Here is a 16,947-nt window from a genome sequence, read left to right as displayed (position 1 = left end):
ACTCCTTCAGGACGTCATCGTCGTTGGACCGGTCCAACGCCCTCTACGATCGACCCACCACCAACCCGATGTCAAGGAGGGTAGAGGCGTGAGCGATCCGGGGGGACGACCCACGATCCGCAGCGTCGCCGCGCGCGCCGGGGTCTCCAAGTCGCTGGTCTCGCTCGTGCTGCAGGAGAGCCCGAAGGTCTCGCCCGAACGCCGCGCCGCCGTGCTCAGCGCGATGGACGAGCTCGGCTACCGCCCCGACCCGACCGCCCGCAGCCTCGCGCAGGGCCGCACCCGGGCCGTCGGGCTCGTCCTCGACGACCTGCGCAACCCGTGGTTCGTGGACGTCCTCGACGGACTGCGGCCCGTGCTGCGCGCGGCCGGGCTGCGACCGGTGCTGGCCGAGGTCCGCAGCGAACCCGAGGCCCCGCAGACCTTCGCCGACCTGCGCGTCGACGGGCTCGTCGTCATCGGCACCCTGCCCGACCTCACCCTCGTCGAGGAGGTCGCGGTGCACCTGCCGGTCGTGCTGGCCGGCACCCGCACCCCGCCCGGGACCGACCTCGACGTCGTCGCCGGGGACGACCCGGCGGGGGTGGGGCTCGTCGTCGACCACCTGCTCGCCCTCGGCCACCGCCGCATCGCCCACGTCGGCGGGTCCGGGCCCGTCGGCCGGCTGCGCCGCGAGGCCTTCGAGGCGGCCGTCCGGGCCGGCGGCGGGACACCCCTGGTGGCCGTCGCCGAGATGACCGAGGACGCCGGCCACCGCGCGGGTCTCGTCCTGCTCGGTGACGCCCGACGTGCCGCCGAGCGGCCGACCGCCGTGCTCGCCGCGAACGACGCCTGCGCCGTCGGGGTCCTCGCCGCCGCGGCCGACCTCGGCCTCGACGTCCCCGCAGACGTCTCCGTCGCCGGCTACGACGACACCTCGCTGGCCCGGCTGCGGGCGGTGTCGTTGACCAGCGTCGACAACGCCGCCCGCGAGGTCGGCCGGATCGCGGGGGAGCGCCTGCTGGCCCGCCTCGAGGACCCCGAGCTGCCCGTCGGCCTGCGGCTGGTGGCCCCGCGTCTCGTCGTGCGCTCCACCACGGCCCCGCCGCCGGGCAGGATGACGGGGTGACCACTCCCGAGGGACCGTGCCCGTGCGGCTGGGGCGAGCCGTTCGCCGGGTGCTGCGGCCGGTACCTGGGGGGCCAGGCGGCGCCGACCGCGGAAGCGCTGATGCGCTCGCGCTACACGGCCTTCGCCGTGGGCGACCGCGAGCACCTGCTCCGCACCTGGGACCCCGCCACCCGACCCGACGAGCTCGACCTGGACCCCGGCGTCGAGTGGCGCCGCCTCCTCGTGCTCGCCACCACGGGCGGTAGCCCCTTCGACGACACCGGGACCGTCGAGTTCGAGGCGCACTACCGCCAGGCGGGCCGCCGCGGTGTCCAGCAGGAGAACTCGGCCTTCACCCGCGTCGCCGGCGTCTGGCTCTACGTGGGGCCGGTGGGAAACCTGGTCGCGTGATCGCGCTCCGGTTGAAACTCTGAGTCACGGGTAAGAGCGTTGAGCACCATCCGCGATGAGGAGGAGTCCCGTGAAGCTGGACTGGCTCAAGGACCTGGCGCTGGACCCCGGTCCGCACGTGTCCGTCTACGTCGACGCGACCCGCGACCGGGCGACCGGCGCCCACGACATCGACCTGCGCTGGCAGGACGCCCGGTCGGCCCTGGCCGGCCAGGGCGCCCCCGAGACCGCGCTGACCGCGCTCGACGCCGTCGCCACCGAACCGACGGGGGTCGGGGGTCACGTCGGACGCGCGATGCTCGCCACGAAGGAGGGGCTGCAGCTCGACGTCGTGCTGCCCGCCCCGCCGCTGCGCGAAGAGGTCAGCACCGGCCCCGTCGCGCACCTCATGCCGCTCGTGCGGTCGAGGGCCGACGACGTCCGCTACGTGCTCGTCGAGCTCGACCGGGCCGGCGCCGACATCACCCTCACCCGCACCGGTGCGGTCCAGGGGGCCGAGGTCCACTCCGTCGAGGGGGGACACGACCTGCTGCACAAGGGGTCCGGGGACAACCGCGCCGAGCACCGTTACCAGCGGTCCGTGCAGGACTCCTGGGACCACAACGCCGCCGCCGTCGCCGCCGACCTCACCGACCTCGTCCGCCGCGAGCACCCCGAGGTCGTGCTGCTCACCGGTGACGCGAAGGCCGCCGCCGCGCTGCGCGAGAAGGCCCCCGCCCCGCTGCGGGCCCTGCTCCGCGACGTCAAGGGCGGCTCGCGGGCGGCCGGCACCCACGAGAAGGCGTTCACGGCCGCCGTCGCCGAGGTCCTCGACGTCGTCCGCGCGGCGCGGCGCCAGACCGTCATCGACGACTTCGTCCAGGAACGCGGCCGGGCGGGCCGGGCCGTCGAGGGGATGGCCGCGGTCGTCTCCGCCCTGCGCAAGGGGCAGGTGGCGACGATGCTGCTGCTCGACGACCCGAGCTCGACGGAACTCCTCTGGGCCGGCCGGGGACCGCTGGAGATCAGCACCACGACGATGGACCTGCACGCCCTGGGCGTCGAGGACGCCGTGCAGGTCCGCGCCGACGCGGCCCTCGTCCGCGCCCTGGCCGCCTCCGACGCCGAGATCCACCTCGTCCCGCTCCCGGAGGAGGACGGTGAGGCGCCCCTGGTCGCGATGGCCGACGGCATCGGCGCCCTCCTGCGCTACTAGGGCCCGTCCTGCGGGTCGTGAACAGCCGTGATCCCGCCCGGAACGCGGGAGCTCGACGATCCACGGGGGTCGGTCTGGTTCGGGGCCCGCAGTGAGGGCTCTCTTCTGAGGCGGGTGCACGCAGTTCTCGGGTGACCGCGGCGTCGGGCTACGACGCGTCGGCGCTCAGGTCCAGGGTGCCGGGGAAGGCCAGAGCGAAGGTGACGCCCCCGTCGGCCTCCAGGCCGGTGGGGGTCACCTGGTCCTGGGTGATGTGCAGGCCGAACTCGGGCATCGAGACGTCCACGGTGTACGTGCCGGGGCCGAAGGTCTTGGTGATGCGGCCGGCGTCGTCCAGGGTCGCGGTCCCGACCTCGCTGCCGCCGGCGAAGAAGGTGACCTCTGCCCCCGCTGCCGGTAGGTCTCGGCACTCCTGCTGGCGGCACAGGTGCAGGGTGGTCTCCACCATGACCTCGCCTGTCCCCTCCCCCGAGCAGCCGGTCGAGGCGGCGATCAGCAGCAGGGGGACCAGGAGCGGGAGCGCGCGGCGTGCGGGGTGGTCCACGTGAGCAGAGTGGCAGGACGGCAGCCGGTCCACTGCCGGTCCAGCGCCTGCGGACCGTCCGACTCTCGCCAGGACCGCGACGTCGCCGACCGCGCGCACCGCGGGATGACCGTGCGCTTCGCGCGCACCGCGGGATGACCGTGCGGTTGGGTACCTCGATCCCGGGGTGCGCTCAGGGGAATCCCTGATGCGCCTGGTCGGGGCGACCCACGACGCTCACTGCATGAGCGACATCGACAACGAGCAGGGCACGCTGCTGGTGGCCTTCGACGTGGACTGCGGTGAGGTGGTCCCGGGTCGTCACCTGCACCTGCGGAACCTGCGCGACGAAGGCCACTGGCCCGACGCCGCAGGCAACCGGCTGCCTGAGCCAGCTGGTGAGTCCTGGCAGATGGTGTCGCTGGACTACGAGATCGCCCCGGCGGTCCATGAGGGCGATCCCGACGCCGGGCAGTGGTTCGTCAGCCCGGTGGCTGATGTGGAGTACGAGGTCGACCCGCCCCTGCCGCGGGAGGTGCAGGAGGCGGGGAACATCGGCGGCGGCAGCGTCACCGGTGAGCCGGGGCAGCCGTACTCCCGGGGCAGCTATGGCCCCTATCCGTTGCCCGGCGGTGCGCGTGAGGTGGTCTTCACCCTCACCCCGTACCTGGACCGGCGTCCGGGTGAGGATGCCGGTCGGGGTGGGCCGGACTTCGTGGTGGATGCAGCGACGCAGCCGCTGGGTCGGGTGGTGATCGACGTGGCTGCTGGCGCGGCCCGTTGGGAGCCGCTGGCCGCGGTCAGCTGATGTCCTCACCCACTTGGTCGGCATCCCGCTCATCGTCATGACCGTGATGCCCGTGGGCGTGGGGTCCGGCCAAGGGCGGGGAGGTGCGCGTACGAGATGCTGGGGACATGACGGTCAGCGATGACACCAATCCCGGTCCCGGCCACGACCTGCTGCCGGCCACGGCGGTCCACGCCTGGTCCCTGGACCGCACCCTGGGCCGCTTCCGGGCCGCAACCACCACCGAACCCGCTGGGCTGGCGCTGCTCGAGCTGCCCGCCGCGCTGCGCGAGCACGGCTACCGCATGGTGCAGCTGTGCCACTTCCACCTCCCGCACCGCGACGCCAGCTACCTCGCCGAACTGCGCGCGGCGCTGGCTGAGGCCGGTGTCGTGCTGGACGCGTTGCTGGTGGACGACGGTGATCTGACCCACCCGAGCGAGGCCGCGCGCGAGGAGGCGTGGATCTCCTCCTACCTCACCGACGCCGTCGCCCTGGGGGCCGCCCGGATCCGGGTGGTGGCCGGCCAGACCCGCACCGACACCGCGCAAGCCGACAGTTCCGCGGCGCTGGGGCGCATCGCCGCCCGTGCCGGGGATCTGCGCGTCGTCACCGAGAACTGGGGTGTCGTGACGCGCGATGCCGCGGACGTGCAGGCCGTCCTCGACCCCCTCGACGGAGCGGTGGGACTGCTGGTGGACCTGGGGAACTGGAGCGGTCCGGGCAAGTACGCCGACCTGGCCGAGGTCGCCCCCTACGCGGAGACCTGCCACGCCAAGGCCCACTGGGACGGGGGCGAGGTCGATGAGGTCGACTACCGCGCGAGCTTGTCCTCGATCCTCGACGCCGGTTACAGCGGTCCGCTGGCCCTGGTCTACGACGCGGTCGGTGATGATGAGTGGGCGGGGCTGGCCGTCCAGCGCGCGATCGTGGAGGACGTCCTCAGCTGAGCGCTCGACTGGACGGCCGTGTTTCGGACGTGGCCGCTCGGCACCGACCGCGCGGGTCGGGGGAGCCATGAGCGCGACGTCGTCGACGTCGTCGACGTCCATGACAGCGGGATGACCGTGACGTCGGTGCAACAGGGCGACCCCCGTCGTGGGGGAAGACGTGGGTGCGCCGATCTGGTCGCCCGGGTGACCGTTTCGGTTCACCCACGGGTGACCTCATGTGGTGACAGCGGTGGGTGCGACGGCCAGGGCTGAACGCCCGGACATCGGCATGACCGAGCGTCCCGCTAGACCGTGAGACTCGCGGTGCGGCTTCGGCCAAGGACTGGAACTGGTGCGGGTCCGCCGACGTCAGCCAGAGAACCCGGCGACGAGGCAGGTGAGTGCGATGAGTGCCGGTAGTGCCTGAGCGAGGAAGCCGGGCAGGCGGCCTCGGCGTGGGTCGATGAGCAGCAGAGCGACGGCGGCGACGACCATCGAGACGCTGGCAGTAATGATCATGGTCTGGGCGATGAGTACGGCACCGATCACGATTTCCACGGCTCCGACAAGGGCGGTCAGGGCCAGGAGGAGGTTGTAAATGCCTTGGTGATAGGCCCACAAGCGAACCGCGGAGGCGTGCTGCGGTGCGACCTCCAACATGCGTTGGGTGGCGGGCCGGGTGAACAGGACGCTCTCCTGGATGAAGATCCATCCGTGCATCACCGCGGCCACCGTGCTGGCGGCCACGGTGATTGCGAGGGTGGGGGAGATCACCCAGCGTCCGTAGGGCGACCGGCGTGGAAGGTGGCCAGGACGGGGGGCACACCTTCGGTGAGCATCTTGCGGCGCACACTCGCGAGCAGCTTGGACATGGCGAACCCGCCCGCGCCGGTGAACCCGGTGTGCTTCCAGGTGAAGCGGGTCCCTGTGGGGGTGGCTTCGAGCAGATAGGTCACGTCGGTGACGTCGTCGGAGTCCTCGTCCCCCTTCCAGGTGTAACGCAGGGCGCGGGGTGCATCGACGTCGCGGACCTCGCAGTAGACGACACCGGACCAGCCCATCGTGGGCTTGCCGACGAAGCGGAACTTCGTGCCGGCGACAGGGGCGAAGCCCTCAGGGCGTCCTCCTCGGCCGGTGGTGGTCCACTGCGCGACCTGGACGGGATCGGTCAGCACCCGCCACACCTCTTCGAGGGGGTAGGGGTACTCGCGGACGACTTCGTACTCACTCACAGTGACTCCTTGGGGAGGGCGAACGATGAGGTGTCTTGAATCCATTACCTACCGTGCGGCAGGTTGGTGTCAAGCCTGCCGCCCGGTAGGCTGCTGCGCATGGGTGTCGACAGTGACGTGAACAAGGCCGCCCGTCCCGACGTGCGCATGACGACCGCTCGTCGCAGTGGTGACCAGACCCGGCAGGAGGCGCAGCGCATCGCGCTGGAGCTCTTCACTGCTCAGGGCTACGCGGCGACCTCGCTCCGCGAGATCGCGGAAACGTTGGGGATCACCAAGGCGTCGCTGTACTACCACTTCCCCAGCAAGGAGGCGATCCTGCGCTCCCTGTTCACCGACCGTGCCCTCGAGGCGGAAGAACTCCTGGCGTGGGTGCGCGAGCAGCCGAAGACTCTTGACGTTCTGGAGGCGGCGGTCTTGCGCTGGGTGGGCTCCTCCTCCGCGGACAAGCTGCGCGGGATCCGCTTCGCCGCGGCGAACCCGTTGATCGCGGGAACGGTGAGCGCTGCCGACGGCCGGCGCATCGGCACCGGGCTGACGGAGTTCGTCGACGAGCTGGTCGCGTGCCTTCCGTCACCGGTACCCGCCGACACGCTGCTGCTGCGGATGGCCGTCCTGAGCATCAACACCGCCGTCAACGCCTCGGTCGACGCGGACACGAGCGACGAGGACGTCGTCGAGGTCGCCGTGGACGCCGCGCGCGTGCTCGTCCGCCACCTCGTGGACCGGAGCAGCAGCAAACCGGCTGGTGATTGAGCAGGAAACGATCAGGCCCGCGACGATGACCCCGCTGATCGACGCGTTGAACGTTCGCGCCATCTACGCCTACGAACGCCAGGACGTCTCGGCCCTTCCCGGCCTTCGATCCCTTGGCGCGGCGATGGCCCTGCACGGCATTGCCGAGAACGGCGGACTGGTCGGTGGAGGCATCGAGAACATCTTCTTCAGCGACAACATGCAGTCGATCGAGGACGCGATCGAGGGCTACCGCTGGCTTGGTCTGAGCGACGTCGCCGGGCTCGTCGCCTGCGCCCGCGAGGAGTACCTGCGGTTCCGGCCCACCGGCAGGGAGGAACTCTGCGATGTGGACGCTCTGTTGTGGGAGCAGCTCGACGCGGCGTTCTTCGAGATCGCTCGCTCGGAGCGGCTGGAAGCGGCGGTGGCTGCTCGCCTGCGTGAGATCATCCCCGAGCTGCTGCCGTCCTGACTGCTGCGGGTGAGGAGTTCCACCCCACGTCGAGCGTGGAGACGGTCAGCACTCATCGGCAGGACGGCGACGTCGTCGACTGCCAGCGACAGCGCGCACAATGCGGGATGACCGCGAGATCGCGGAGCGCTTAGTACGGTAGATCCGGTTGATCCGCGGGGGCGGACGCTGGTGCAGAACCCATGGGAGGGCAGCGTGGTCGAAGCCTGGGTGAGCGATGAAGACCTGCAGGCCGCGTTCGATCGCTTCGCCACCAGCGTCCCCGGGCTCGTCATGCCCGCCGCCTACACCGTGGCCCGCCAGGAGGGTGCAGAGCTCACTTTCGGACACATCAACCACTTCGGTGCGGTGCGACCGCTTCCAGCGGTGGTCCTGGCCTCAATCTGCGGCTACGTCGCCACGACCGGTGTTTTCGCCTTGACCCGTGAGCGCTTCGCTCAGGCGGTTGGGCTCCTGGCGCCAGCCGAGGCGGCGACCCACATGCCGCATCCCAACCTGTGGTCATGGCGTCAGCTGCTGGCCGAGGCTGGTCCGCAGACCCGCTTCTGCGCCTTCTTCCTCGCCGACGTCTCCGATGAGCCGGTCAATGCTGCCGATGCGCGCTTTCGGCAGCTGCTCGCCGCCTGAAGCGTCGTTCCCGACGCGGCTGTCAGCGTCGTGATGTGCGTGAACTTCGCAGGATGACCGCGCGGACGGCGGGATGACCGGTAGATCGTCACGGCAGATGGACCAGCTTCGTCGTGGTGCCGAGCAGGGCTCGAGCAGATCCGGGAGGGTGTCGCTGTGCTCTGGATGCTGTGGCTCGTGCCTGCGGCTGTCGCCTCTGCCCTGTCCGGGTGGATGGATTCCCGACCGAAGTCCGAGCGAGCTTCCTGGGAGATGGACCTGGACTCGCCCCGCTGGCCGAGGTTCCTCGTCTCTGCAGTGCTCTTCGCGGCGATCGCAGGGGTCTCCTCCGCGGAGAGCTCCGTGCCCTTCTGGTGGCGACTCGCCGCGATCTTCGCGGCCACCGTCGGACCCCTGGGGATCGCGTCGTTCGTGAGAAAGCGTCGAGGCAGGTAGGCCTGGGCTGTCGCGGCCCTGCCCGCGACGTCGTCGGCCGCTGACGGTCCGCCCGTATCGCGGCGTGATCGTGCACCGCTGAGGACAGCGTCGCGGTATCGCGCCCGGTGTTGAGGTGCCTGCTGTCAGGGGTGGTCGCGGTGGCGGGCGTACCGGGTGATGATCACACCGGTCGGTGACGTGATCGTGGACAGCAGGGTCAGCCGCGTGGGCGCGGTGTCCTGGAACATCCGCTTCCCCGCGCCGAGGAGGAGCGGGAAGACCAGCAGGGTGTACTCGTCGATGAGGTCCTCGGCAGCCAGCGTCGTCAGCAGTCCGCTGCTGCCGAAGACGACGATGTCACCGCCGGGGTGTTCTTTGAGGGAAAGCAGTTCGGTCCTCACGTCGGGGCCGAGGATGTGGCTGTTCTGCCACGGGGTGGCGGTCAAGGTCGTGGAGGCGACGTACTTGGGGAGGTCGTTGAGCGCTGCGACCGCTGGTTCCTCCTGGTCGGCCACCGACCACGTCGCGGCGAAGGTCAGGTAGGTCTTGCGTCCTAGCAGGAAGGCACTGGCGCTGGTGGTGGCGGCGCTCATGACGCGGGCGACGACGTCGTCCATGTGAGGCTGCACCCAGCCGCCGGCTGCGAATCCGCCGTCTCGGTCTTCGTCGGGGGAGAGCGGCGACTGGATCACGCCATCGAGGGTGGTGAAGTTGACCACGACGATCTTCGCCACGATCGAACGGTAGTCGCCGCGGGGCGGTCGCACGTGAGGGCTGTGACGGCGATCGTGATCGTCCACCGCATCGGAGGGGGTTTGAGCGGCCGTCGAAGTCGGCGGCGTACAACGCGCGCGGTACTGGATGGCCTGACCACTCGGTCATCGACACGGGCGGACGTGGCCGACCGCTGGCGAGCACGCGCACTGCGGGATGACCGTGAACATCGGAGTGCGCTGCAACTCCACCTTCCGAGGTGCCACCAAGACGCTGACGCGAAACAAGGGACAGACTCACCCCGGACATCTCGCTGAGAGCAATTGGGACATCGCGTGGTGTAGTCGTAGCTGGGAAGTGAACACTGGCGTGGGGGCGACGGAGCTCTCTCCCAGCGGCGGCAGGGAGCGTGGCGCGGTGAGTGCAGGCGATGTCACCGCTGAGGTGGTGCTGACGGCGCTGCTCGAAGGGCTGGACACCGATGGCCGGGTACTGGTCGTCGTGATGCGACCGGTGATGGAGTCGGGCGAAGTCACCGACTTCGAGTTGCTCACCATGTCCGGATCCATGTCCGGGTCCGCCGCAGGAATCGAGGCTTCCGCTGCCGGGCTCGGCCTGGGCGTCGCGGCCGATCCCCGCGCCGACGGTAGATGGCCTCGACTGGGCGAGGTGACAACGCTCGAGCAGCGCGAGCGTTGGCTCGCACTGCGCCGTGAGGCTTTCGCCTCAGAACATCCGCTGCGCCGCGATGAGGACCACCTCGATGCCCGGGGTGAGCGGCGGGTGCTGGAGGTGACTCGCACGCGGGTGGGTGATCTGCTGGTCGCGATCTGGCAGGACGTCACTGATCTGCGGGCCGCGGAGGCGGCACGGGTGGCCAGCGAGCAACGCTTCCGTGCCCTGGTGGAGCACTCCAGCGACATCACCGTCGTCGTGGACCGCAACAAGACGATCACCTACGCGAGCCCTTCGACGCAGCGTTTCACCCCCGACGGAAACACCCTGGCCGGGACTCCGTACGGCCTTCCCCTGCACCCGGAGGACCAAGGACGGGGCCAGGACCTGCTGGAGCGCGCTCGCGCGGCGGAGCCGGGGCAGGTTCTGCGTGACCGGGCCCGGGTGATCACCGGGGACGGGCAGACGCGTTGGATCGAGGCTCAGGCCACCAATCACCTGCACACCCCTGGTGTGGCGGGTGTGGTGATCAACTGCCGTGACGTCACTGAGGAGCAGCACGCCAGTGAGCTCCTCGCCGAGGAGGCGGTGCGCGACCCGTTGACGGGCCTGCCCAACCGGCGCTACTTCACCCAGGCCCTGCACCACGCTCTGGCCCGCAGTGCTCGAAGCGAGCACCCTGTGGCCCTCCTCCTCGTGGACGTGGACCACTTCAAGAACGTCAACGACGCTCACGGCCACCCCGCCGGTGACCGGCTGCTCATCGACCTCGCTGAGCGTCTGCGCTCCGCCGTGCGTCCGGCTGACACCGTCTGCCGCCTGGGTGGGGACGAGTTCGTCGTCTTGGCCGAGGACCTGCACCACCCCGACGAGGCCCTGCTCCTCGCCGAGCGCGTCAACGTCGCCGCGGGCGGCGCTTACCCCCTCGGGCCCGGTGATCACTCCCGCGATCACGGGGAACTTCAGGTCAGCATCTCCATCGGGGTCAGCACGATGATCGGCCCCGGTGATCCCGACACGCTGCTCTCCACCGCTGACCACGCCCTCTACGAGGCCAAGCGACGGGGGCGCGACCGGGCGGAGGTCTTCCAGCCCCACCTGCGCGAGCACCTCCTGCACCGCCTCGGCTTGCAGCGCGACCTGCGCCGGGCCACCTCCGGCGATGAGCTGGAGCTGTACTGGCAGCCCATCCTGCGCGCCAGCGACCACGCGGTCACCGGCGCGGAGGCTCTGCTGCGCTGGCACCACCCGCAGCTTGGCCTGCTCGCGCCCGCGGCGTTCATCCCCGCTGCCGAGGACGCCGCCCTGATGCCGACCATCTGCGAGTGGGTGCTTCACCAAGCCGCCGCCCAGAGGGCCCGCTGGTCGCGGGAACTGACCGATCCGCCGCAGGTGTTCATCAACCTGGATCGCCATCAGCTGCACAACCACGATCTCTTGCCCCAGCTCGCCGCGATCGCCGCCGCCCACGGCACCGACCCCGTCGGGCTCACCCTGGAGATCAGCGAGCGGATCCTCGCCGAGGACCTACCGCGCATCCTGCCGCTGCTGCACCTGCTGCACGACAGTGGTCTCAGCCTCGCCCTGGACGACTTCGGCGCCGGCAACACCGCCCTGGCCTGGTTGCAGCAGATGCCGATGGACGTCCTCAAGCTGGACCGTTCCTTCACGGCCACGCTGGGGAGCCCCGCCGGCGAGGCCATCGTGGAGGCGGTGTTGCACCTGGCCCCCAAGCTCGGTATCGCTACTCTCGCTGAAGGGGTGGAGACGGCGCAGCAGTTGGCCACGCTCGTCGACTTGGGCTGCGAGTACACCCAGGGTTTCCACCACGCACGCCCCCAACCTGCCCAGCAGCTCACCGCCTCCCTCCTCCTCGCCACCTGAAGGAGGGTGGGCTCAACCGTCAGCAGTCGTTGCGGTTCCTGTGAGCTGGCGGCACCGTTTCGATCGTGACGCCGAACCCGGCGATGGACGTGCTGAACGCCGAAGCCGTGCACGGCAACCTTTGGTCATCCGATGCCTCGGGTGGAGTCGGCACGGTGGAGACTGCGCCGAGCAAGGTGTCGGTCATGATCAAGGTGTCCGGCCTACCGGGGCAAGCTCCAACGAACCTGCGCGACGGCTGCTAGACCGGAGTGGTGAGAGATCAACGCCGCGTGTTCACATGGTCCTCGGTGGGCTTGACGTTGGCGCTCGCTGTGGCGGTGGCCGGCTGCGGTCCCTCAGGGCAGGCGCGAGCCGAGGTGGCCCAGCAGCCCACAGCCTCCGAGGCGCCCGATGATGTGGTCCGCGCCTACCTCGACGCGGTCCAGCACGAGGACGAGGACAGCGCGGCGCAGGTGTCGACTCCCGGGTTCGCTGCGCAGGACCAGTGGCAGCACGGGGAGGACCCGGGCTTGAAGGACGTGGACGTCTCCTCCGAGGTCGTGCCCTACGACACCACGTGGAGCCCGGATGAGTTGAAGGCCTACGAGCAGGTGGTGTCGGTACAGGTGACTTTCACCGTGACCGATCCCGACCAGGGTTTCTCCACTGGCGAACCTTCCGGGTGGGGCTACGTGCTGGTCCGGCACGGTGACCAGGAGCCGTGGCTGATCGCTGAGGCAGGCAATGGCTGACTGATCGGGGCTGGTGGCCCGCTTGCTCATCGTCATGTCCGGGACGTCGGTGCGTCTCGATTCCAGCGTGGGTGGCGTCGCCGGCGCTCGCGGGCTGGTGCGCGGTGTACTGCATGGCTACGCTTGTAGCCATGCAGAGCATCAACGCCCGAGACTTGCGCAACGACTACGCGCGGGTGCTGCGGGAGGTGGAGGCGGGGGAGTCCTTCACGGTGACCAACCGGGGTCGTCCGGTGGCGGAGATCGCCCCGGTGGGCGCGTTCAGCGCCCGGCTGGGTGGCGGTGGTCCGCGGGATGCGGTGCCGTTGAGTGAGGTGGTGGGGGCACTGCACTTCATGGGGCCGGGGAAGGCGATGGAGTTGCGCCGTGACGTGGACGAGAGGCTGGACACCGACGCTCGCGATCCCTTTCCCTCGAGTGAGCAGTCGAGAAGCAAGAAGCCGTCGGGGGAGTCGCCAAGTGAGCCGCGCCGCCGGTCGCGTCGGGCTGGCCGGTGACTCACCTGCTGGACACCAATGCCGTCATCAGTGTGTTGGAGGCGGTGCCGGGGGAGAGCTTCGCTGGGGTCCCGGCGGCGGTGAGTACGCAGTTGAGCATCGTCACGATCGTGGAGTTGACCTTTGGGGTGGAGAACGCCCGCCGGTCCGGCAGTGGCGATTTGGCGTTGCGGGAGAACCAGCGGTTGTTCGCGACCAGTCAGTGGCGTCCGATCCCGGTGGACATGGCCGTGGCGTTGGCGTTTGGGCAGGTGAGCCAGGCGGCGTTGGGGGCGGGGCAGCATCCCCGCAAACGGATGAACGATTTGATGATCGCCGCGACTGCGCTGGTGCACGGTCTCACTTTGGTCACTGACGATGAAGCGTTGGCGCGGGCGGTGGAGGGGGTCGTGGCGGTCACCACGTTGCGCTGACTCCATGACTCCATGGCGGTGAGGCGGTGAGGTGCGAAGGCCTTGCCCTGCTTCGCCTCGGCGCTCGCGAGGAGGGAACGTGACCCCGTCGTGCGATGGAGTTCGGGTCCAGCGGAGTTCGACCGTCGCGATGACACTCGTTCTGTGGACGTGTTGAGCCTGGCAGCCTTGGAGGGCAGCTGTGGCTGGACGACTTCGGCAGCAGTGTTCCTCCTTGAACCGCCGGGGGTCTTCCCCTGGACGCGGTCGAGATCGACGCGAGCTTCGTCTACCGTCTTCCCGGCGACAGGGCGAGCCGGGCCACCATCGTCAGCACCATCACGATGGGCCATGAGCCGGGTCTGGGTCATGAGTGGGATGACCGTGAAATCCGGCACCGTCGTGTCCCTGAGGACAGCATGGGTTTCTCGACGCGAACGGTGTGAGGTGTTGAGGGGCTGGCGGTGAGCGAGACGGGTCGGGGACGGCAGCAGGAGCACGGTACGGAGGACGGAGGTGAGGGCGTCGGAGTCTTGGTGGGTGGCGACGGTGACCACGATGACGTTGGTGACGACGCCGGGGCTAACGCCTGAGTTGGAGTGCGCTCCATCAGCGGGATGACCGTGCGTTTTCGGCCCTGGTGGAGTCAGTGAGGTACGGGAAGATCGTCGTACTGCTACCGCGACGTGATCGGCGACGAGTTGGGGCGCAGTGGCGTGCGTGGCCTACCACTGTGGGGTGTCAGACGTCGGGAGCGTCCGCGGCGACGCGGCGTCAGGGATGCCTCGTCGGTGGGTGAGGCGCAGGTGCTGCTGCCAGAGGAACAGTTCTCGCACTGCGTAGAAGATCGCGAGGCCGGCCAAGAGGGTGAGGGCCACGGCGAACCAGGGCGGCAAGCCCAGGTAGCCGATGAAGGCCAGGTAGAGGGCGATGGCAGCCATGAGGCAGTCCAGGGCGACCAGGAGGGGTTTCTTGGGATCTGTTCCGCGCCGTCGACCCAGCAGCCGGGCAAGAACGGGTGGCGGCGTAGGGCGATCGGTCACCGTGTCAGGACGCCGGGGCATGGGGGTCTCTGTCTGCTGGGATCAGTCTGTTGCGACGGCGACATCTGGCTGGGGACTGCACGGTGGGCGACCTGGAGGAGAGTTGAGGATCAGGACCTGCCGTTCGTCGTTGGTGCGCATCGCGGGATGACCGTGCGGTCATCGGGGAGCCGACCCAACCTGCCGGTGGTGTTGATGATCAGGATCGGCGGTCGGGGTTGACCTGGTCAGCGGCGCCGCAGCACGGTGTGGAGGCTGAAGCGAGCCAGGGTGACGGCGGCGCCCGCGGCGGGCAGCGCGGGCAGCGCGGGGAAGGACCACACGTGCTCCTCCCCGCCGTAACGCGCCGGTGGCTGTCGCCTTCGGGTGTCGAGGGTGACTGCAAGTGCGACGCCGGCGGCGGACAGGGCCAGCCCGGCAAGGACGCTGACCGCGGCATGCTCGCGCCGGGTCGGAAGAGGAGAAGGAGACCGTCGGCCGCGTCTGGTCGCGTCGGACGTGTCTGACGCGGCCAGTCCGTTCGGTGACGAGCTCAGTCCTGTGGGTGGCCGATCTCCCATTCGTGACCGCTCGGATCCACGAGCCGTCCCAGACGCCACCCGTGCTCGTCCCCCACCGGGGAGGTCACCTCGGCGCCCGCGGCGGCGGCTCGGGCGACGAAGCCGTCGGGGTCGTCGACCACCAGCAACGTCCGGTTCGTGAGGGATCCGGATGCGGGGCTGGCGCGGTGCAGGTCGGGATCGGCGGCTCCGACCCAGAATCGGGCCCCGTCCACGTCGAGTTGAGCCAGTCGCTCATCCCCGGTGCCCATCGAGTGTGCGACGTGCGCTCCGAACCCGGCCTCGTAGAAGCGGATCGCCTCCTCGGGGTGGTCCACCCAGAGTTCTGCCTGCAGCGTCGTCATCTTCGGCTCCTCGGTCGAGTGGTGTTCTGCGGCTCACCATCCACTGAGGCGCCCGTCGTGTCGAGGGCGCTGAAGTTCCAGAGCTATGTGGGGTCTTCGGATCTCAGGGTGGGAAGGACGTCCTCTGGAACGCTCGGCGACCTCTTGCCCAAGGCTCAGGCCAGCAGCAAGACCATCCGCTCGTACAGCTGCCCGGTGATGGTGCGGTCCCGCGCAGGAACCGGATCGACAACCTCGCGGCCAGCTGATCGGTCAAGGCGAGCTCGAGCAGCTCTCGAACGGCTGGGTCGTCGAGATGATCAAGTCCTCGACGTCTGCCCCCATCTCCTGAGCGAGCTCACCGCGAGGTGGTGAGCGTCCTGGTGGTTCTCGTTCAGGAGGCCTCCCCTGGCAGCCGCGCCTTCCGTCGCCCGGAGTTGATGGCGGTGATGAGGTCGTCGGTGAAGGGGATGCCGTGTGCGGCCGCAGCCCTGCGAACCTGCTGGCGTCCCCAGAGGCGGTTCTCGTGACCGGCGAGCAGGACGGCACCCAGCTGGGTGGGGCTGGTCGGTCCGGGGCTGTCGAAGGCGCTCCCGCGGACCCGGGCCACCGGACCTGATCCGGTGTTGGCCCAGTGCGGGGAGGACCACGACAGCTCCAGCACGTCCGACCAGGGGTAGCGCTTCTCTCGGCCGTTGCGGAAGCGCACGACGAGGGCTTCGTCGGTGAAGTCGATCTGGTCGCCTCCGCTGCGCATCTGCCAGATCGTCACTGCGGCCAGCACCAGCGCCCACAGAGGGATGAGGCTGGCGAATGGGTGTCGCACCAGACCGAGCACTGCAACGACGAGCAGGAGCAGTACGGGCACGATCCAGCGCCGTTGTCCTCGTGCTCGGAGGTTCTCCGGCGCGGTGCCGTCGGTGGCGGTGTCAGCGTCGATGTCGGTGTCGGTGGTGGCGTTGCGGTACCTCAGCCAGGTGACGAGGGGCCACCAGCAGAACCCGGTGAGGATGACGCCGATCACCAGCAGGCGCAGGTCGCCGGTCAGGGCAGCGTGCCCGGCCGGGACGGCGAAGTTGAGGCCGGCGAGGGCGGAGAGGAGGAGGAACCAGCGGGGCACGCTTTTGACTGTGCCGGAGGAGTGATGAGGGCGTGTGGCGTTTCTTCAGACGGATCTACGGGGAGCCGAGGGGGTTGCTGTCGCGAGGGCGTCGACAGGTTCGGAGGGTCTGCATCGTCCGTGGCAGCGCCCGAGCCGCGACGTCACGCGCAGCGCGGGATGACCGTGCGTCCCGTTGCGCGCCACGACTGCAGTTCAGGACTTGGAAGGCTTCGTCTCACGGCCGCCGCGGACCCGCCAGGCAGTGAGGTAGTAGGCAGCCGTGGCGAGTATCAGGACGCCAAGTGCCCAACGCCACCAGGACGTGCTGTCTTCGATGACGAGCCGGGTGATCTGCAGGAAGGACAGCACCAGCATCAGCAGGCCGAGGACGAAGGACTGTCGTCGCGTACGGGTGATGCTCCACCACGGGTTCTTCTGACGGGCCACGCGCCCAGCATTGCGGATCGTTCGAGTCGAGACGGTCGACAGTCTCAGAGAGCACCCGTTCTGCGGGATGACCGTGCGCTTCGTGCGCACCGCACGATGAGCGTACGCAGCGCCGCAACTGGATGAGCCGGGATGGCGCCGCGACCTGATCGTGTG

At 69.7% G+C, this 16,947-nt stretch carries 21 protein-coding genes; 13 read left to right on the top strand and 8 right to left on the bottom strand.

Translation table 11 applies throughout. The features are described 5' to 3' along the window. Window positions 1-88 precede the first annotated feature (88 nt). From AC0I8G_RS05670 to AC0I8G_RS05660, 3 genes are all read left to right on the top strand, one after another. Complete coding sequence (locus AC0I8G_RS05670) at window positions 89-1,108, top strand: LacI family DNA-binding transcriptional regulator (RefSeq protein ID WP_471729069.1); 1,020 nt, start codon at window positions 89-91, stop codon at window positions 1,106-1,108. Further along, the gene (locus AC0I8G_RS05665; RefSeq protein ID WP_471729068.1) at window positions 1,105-1,500 is read left to right on the top strand and encodes a YchJ family protein; all 396 of its coding nucleotides are present in this window, start codon (window positions 1,105-1,107) and stop codon (window positions 1,498-1,500) included. The genes AC0I8G_RS05670 and AC0I8G_RS05665 overlap by 4 nt, the downstream gene beginning before the upstream one ends. A 70-nt stretch (window positions 1,501-1,570) precedes the next feature. Continuing rightward, window positions 1,571-2,695 carry a baeRF2 domain-containing protein gene (locus tag AC0I8G_RS05660; RefSeq protein WP_471729067.1) on the top strand — a complete coding sequence of 375 codons (1,125 nt, stop codon included), beginning with the start codon at window positions 1,571-1,573 and terminating at the stop codon, window positions 2,693-2,695. Between the two features lie 148 nt (window positions 2,696-2,843). On the opposite strand, the gene AC0I8G_RS05655 is transcribed toward AC0I8G_RS05660, so the two are convergent. Beyond that, window positions 2,844-3,239, bottom strand: coding sequence for a hypothetical protein (locus AC0I8G_RS05655; protein ID WP_471729066.1), 396 nt, complete (start codon window positions 3,237-3,239; stop codon window positions 2,844-2,846). Between the two features lie 223 nt (window positions 3,240-3,462). Between AC0I8G_RS05655 and AC0I8G_RS05650 the strand changes: the two genes are divergently transcribed. Both AC0I8G_RS05650 and AC0I8G_RS05645 read left to right on the top strand, forming a co-directional pair. Then, window positions 3,463-4,026, top strand: coding sequence for a hypothetical protein (locus AC0I8G_RS05650; RefSeq protein WP_471729065.1), 564 nt, complete (start codon window positions 3,463-3,465; stop codon window positions 4,024-4,026). A 107-nt stretch (window positions 4,027-4,133) separates the two neighbouring features. Next, complete coding sequence (locus AC0I8G_RS05645; protein ID WP_471729064.1) at window positions 4,134-4,955, top strand: sugar phosphate isomerase/epimerase family protein; 822 nt, start codon at window positions 4,134-4,136, stop codon at window positions 4,953-4,955. 351 nt (window positions 4,956-5,306) lie between these two features. On the opposite strand, the gene AC0I8G_RS05640 is transcribed toward AC0I8G_RS05645, so the two are convergent. Next, complete coding sequence (locus AC0I8G_RS05640) at window positions 5,307-5,711, bottom strand: DUF1304 domain-containing protein (RefSeq protein ID WP_471729063.1); 405 nt, start codon at window positions 5,709-5,711, stop codon at window positions 5,307-5,309. Further along, complete coding sequence (locus AC0I8G_RS05635; RefSeq protein ID WP_471729062.1) at window positions 5,708-6,169, bottom strand: SRPBCC family protein; 462 nt, start codon at window positions 6,167-6,169, stop codon at window positions 5,708-5,710. The genes AC0I8G_RS05640 and AC0I8G_RS05635 overlap by 4 nt, the downstream gene beginning before the upstream one ends. A 99-nt stretch (window positions 6,170-6,268) precedes the next feature. Between AC0I8G_RS05635 and AC0I8G_RS05630 the strand changes: the two genes are divergently transcribed. The 3 genes from AC0I8G_RS05630 to AC0I8G_RS05620 all read left to right on the top strand — a co-directional run bounded on the left by AC0I8G_RS05630 (window position 6,269) and on the right by AC0I8G_RS05620 (window position 8,003). Then, window positions 6,269-6,925 carry a TetR/AcrR family transcriptional regulator gene (locus AC0I8G_RS05630; RefSeq protein WP_471729061.1) on the top strand — a complete coding sequence of 219 codons (657 nt, stop codon included), beginning with the start codon at window positions 6,269-6,271 and terminating at the stop codon, window positions 6,923-6,925. Then, window positions 6,918-7,376, top strand: coding sequence for a DMP19 family protein (locus AC0I8G_RS05625; RefSeq protein ID WP_471729060.1), 459 nt, complete (start codon window positions 6,918-6,920; stop codon window positions 7,374-7,376). The genes AC0I8G_RS05630 and AC0I8G_RS05625 overlap by 8 nt, the downstream gene beginning before the upstream one ends. Before the next feature lie 195 nt (window positions 7,377-7,571). Continuing rightward, the gene (locus AC0I8G_RS05620) at window positions 7,572-8,003 is read left to right on the top strand and encodes a hypothetical protein (protein ID WP_471729059.1); all 432 of its coding nucleotides are present in this window, start codon (window positions 7,572-7,574) and stop codon (window positions 8,001-8,003) included. A gap of 560 nt (window positions 8,004-8,563) precedes the next feature. Here AC0I8G_RS05620 and AC0I8G_RS05615 read toward each other — a convergent pair. Beyond that, window positions 8,564-9,154, bottom strand: coding sequence for a dihydrofolate reductase family protein (locus tag AC0I8G_RS05615; RefSeq protein ID WP_471729058.1), 591 nt, complete (start codon window positions 9,152-9,154; stop codon window positions 8,564-8,566). Between the two features lie 202 nt (window positions 9,155-9,356). Between AC0I8G_RS05615 and AC0I8G_RS05610 the strand changes: the two genes are divergently transcribed. The 5 genes from AC0I8G_RS05610 to AC0I8G_RS05590 all read left to right on the top strand — a co-directional run bounded on the left by AC0I8G_RS05610 (window position 9,357) and on the right by AC0I8G_RS05590 (window position 13,337). Next, window positions 9,357-11,693 (top strand): putative bifunctional diguanylate cyclase/phosphodiesterase, encoded by a 2,337-nt coding sequence (locus AC0I8G_RS05610; protein WP_471729057.1) that lies wholly within the window; start codon window positions 9,357-9,359, stop codon window positions 11,691-11,693. A gap of 65 nt (window positions 11,694-11,758) precedes the next feature. Further along, on the top strand, window positions 11,759-11,938 hold the full coding sequence (locus AC0I8G_RS05605; protein ID WP_471729056.1) for a hypothetical protein: 180 nt from the start codon (window positions 11,759-11,761) through the stop codon (window positions 11,936-11,938). A 114-nt stretch (window positions 11,939-12,052) separates the two neighbouring features. Beyond that, the gene (locus tag AC0I8G_RS05600; protein ID WP_471729055.1) at window positions 12,053-12,427 is read left to right on the top strand and encodes a hypothetical protein; all 375 of its coding nucleotides are present in this window, start codon (window positions 12,053-12,055) and stop codon (window positions 12,425-12,427) included. Between the two features lie 131 nt (window positions 12,428-12,558). After that, entirely contained in the window at window positions 12,559-12,924 is a 366-nt protein-coding gene (locus tag AC0I8G_RS05595; protein WP_471729054.1) for a type II toxin-antitoxin system Phd/YefM family antitoxin, read from the top strand. Next, window positions 12,921-13,337 carry a PIN domain-containing protein gene (locus tag AC0I8G_RS05590; protein WP_471729053.1) on the top strand — a complete coding sequence of 139 codons (417 nt, stop codon included), beginning with the start codon at window positions 12,921-12,923 and terminating at the stop codon, window positions 13,335-13,337. Before AC0I8G_RS05595 ends, AC0I8G_RS05590 begins: the two co-directional genes overlap by 4 nt. 704 nt (window positions 13,338-14,041) lie before the next feature. On the opposite strand, the gene AC0I8G_RS05585 is transcribed toward AC0I8G_RS05590, so the two are convergent. From AC0I8G_RS05585 to AC0I8G_RS05570, 4 genes are all read right to left on the bottom strand, one after another. Further along, window positions 14,042-14,257, bottom strand: coding sequence for a hypothetical protein (locus AC0I8G_RS05585; RefSeq protein WP_471729052.1), 216 nt, complete (start codon window positions 14,255-14,257; stop codon window positions 14,042-14,044). Window positions 14,258-14,891: 634 nt separating this feature from the next. Beyond that, entirely contained in the window at window positions 14,892-15,263 is a 372-nt protein-coding gene (locus tag AC0I8G_RS05580) for a VOC family protein (protein WP_471729051.1), read from the bottom strand. Window positions 15,264-15,636: 373 nt separating this feature from the next. After that, the gene (locus AC0I8G_RS05575) at window positions 15,637-16,362 is read right to left on the bottom strand and encodes a hypothetical protein (protein WP_471729050.1); all 726 of its coding nucleotides are present in this window, start codon (window positions 16,360-16,362) and stop codon (window positions 15,637-15,639) included. Between the two features lie 195 nt (window positions 16,363-16,557). Beyond that, window positions 16,558-16,791 (bottom strand): hypothetical protein, encoded by a 234-nt coding sequence (locus tag AC0I8G_RS05570; protein ID WP_471729049.1) that lies wholly within the window; start codon window positions 16,789-16,791, stop codon window positions 16,558-16,560. Between the last annotated feature and the right edge of the window lie 156 nt (window positions 16,792-16,947).

This window comes from Kineococcus sp. AC630 (genome assembly GCF_979255925.1).
This window is presented reverse-complemented; position numbering and strand designations above follow the sequence as displayed.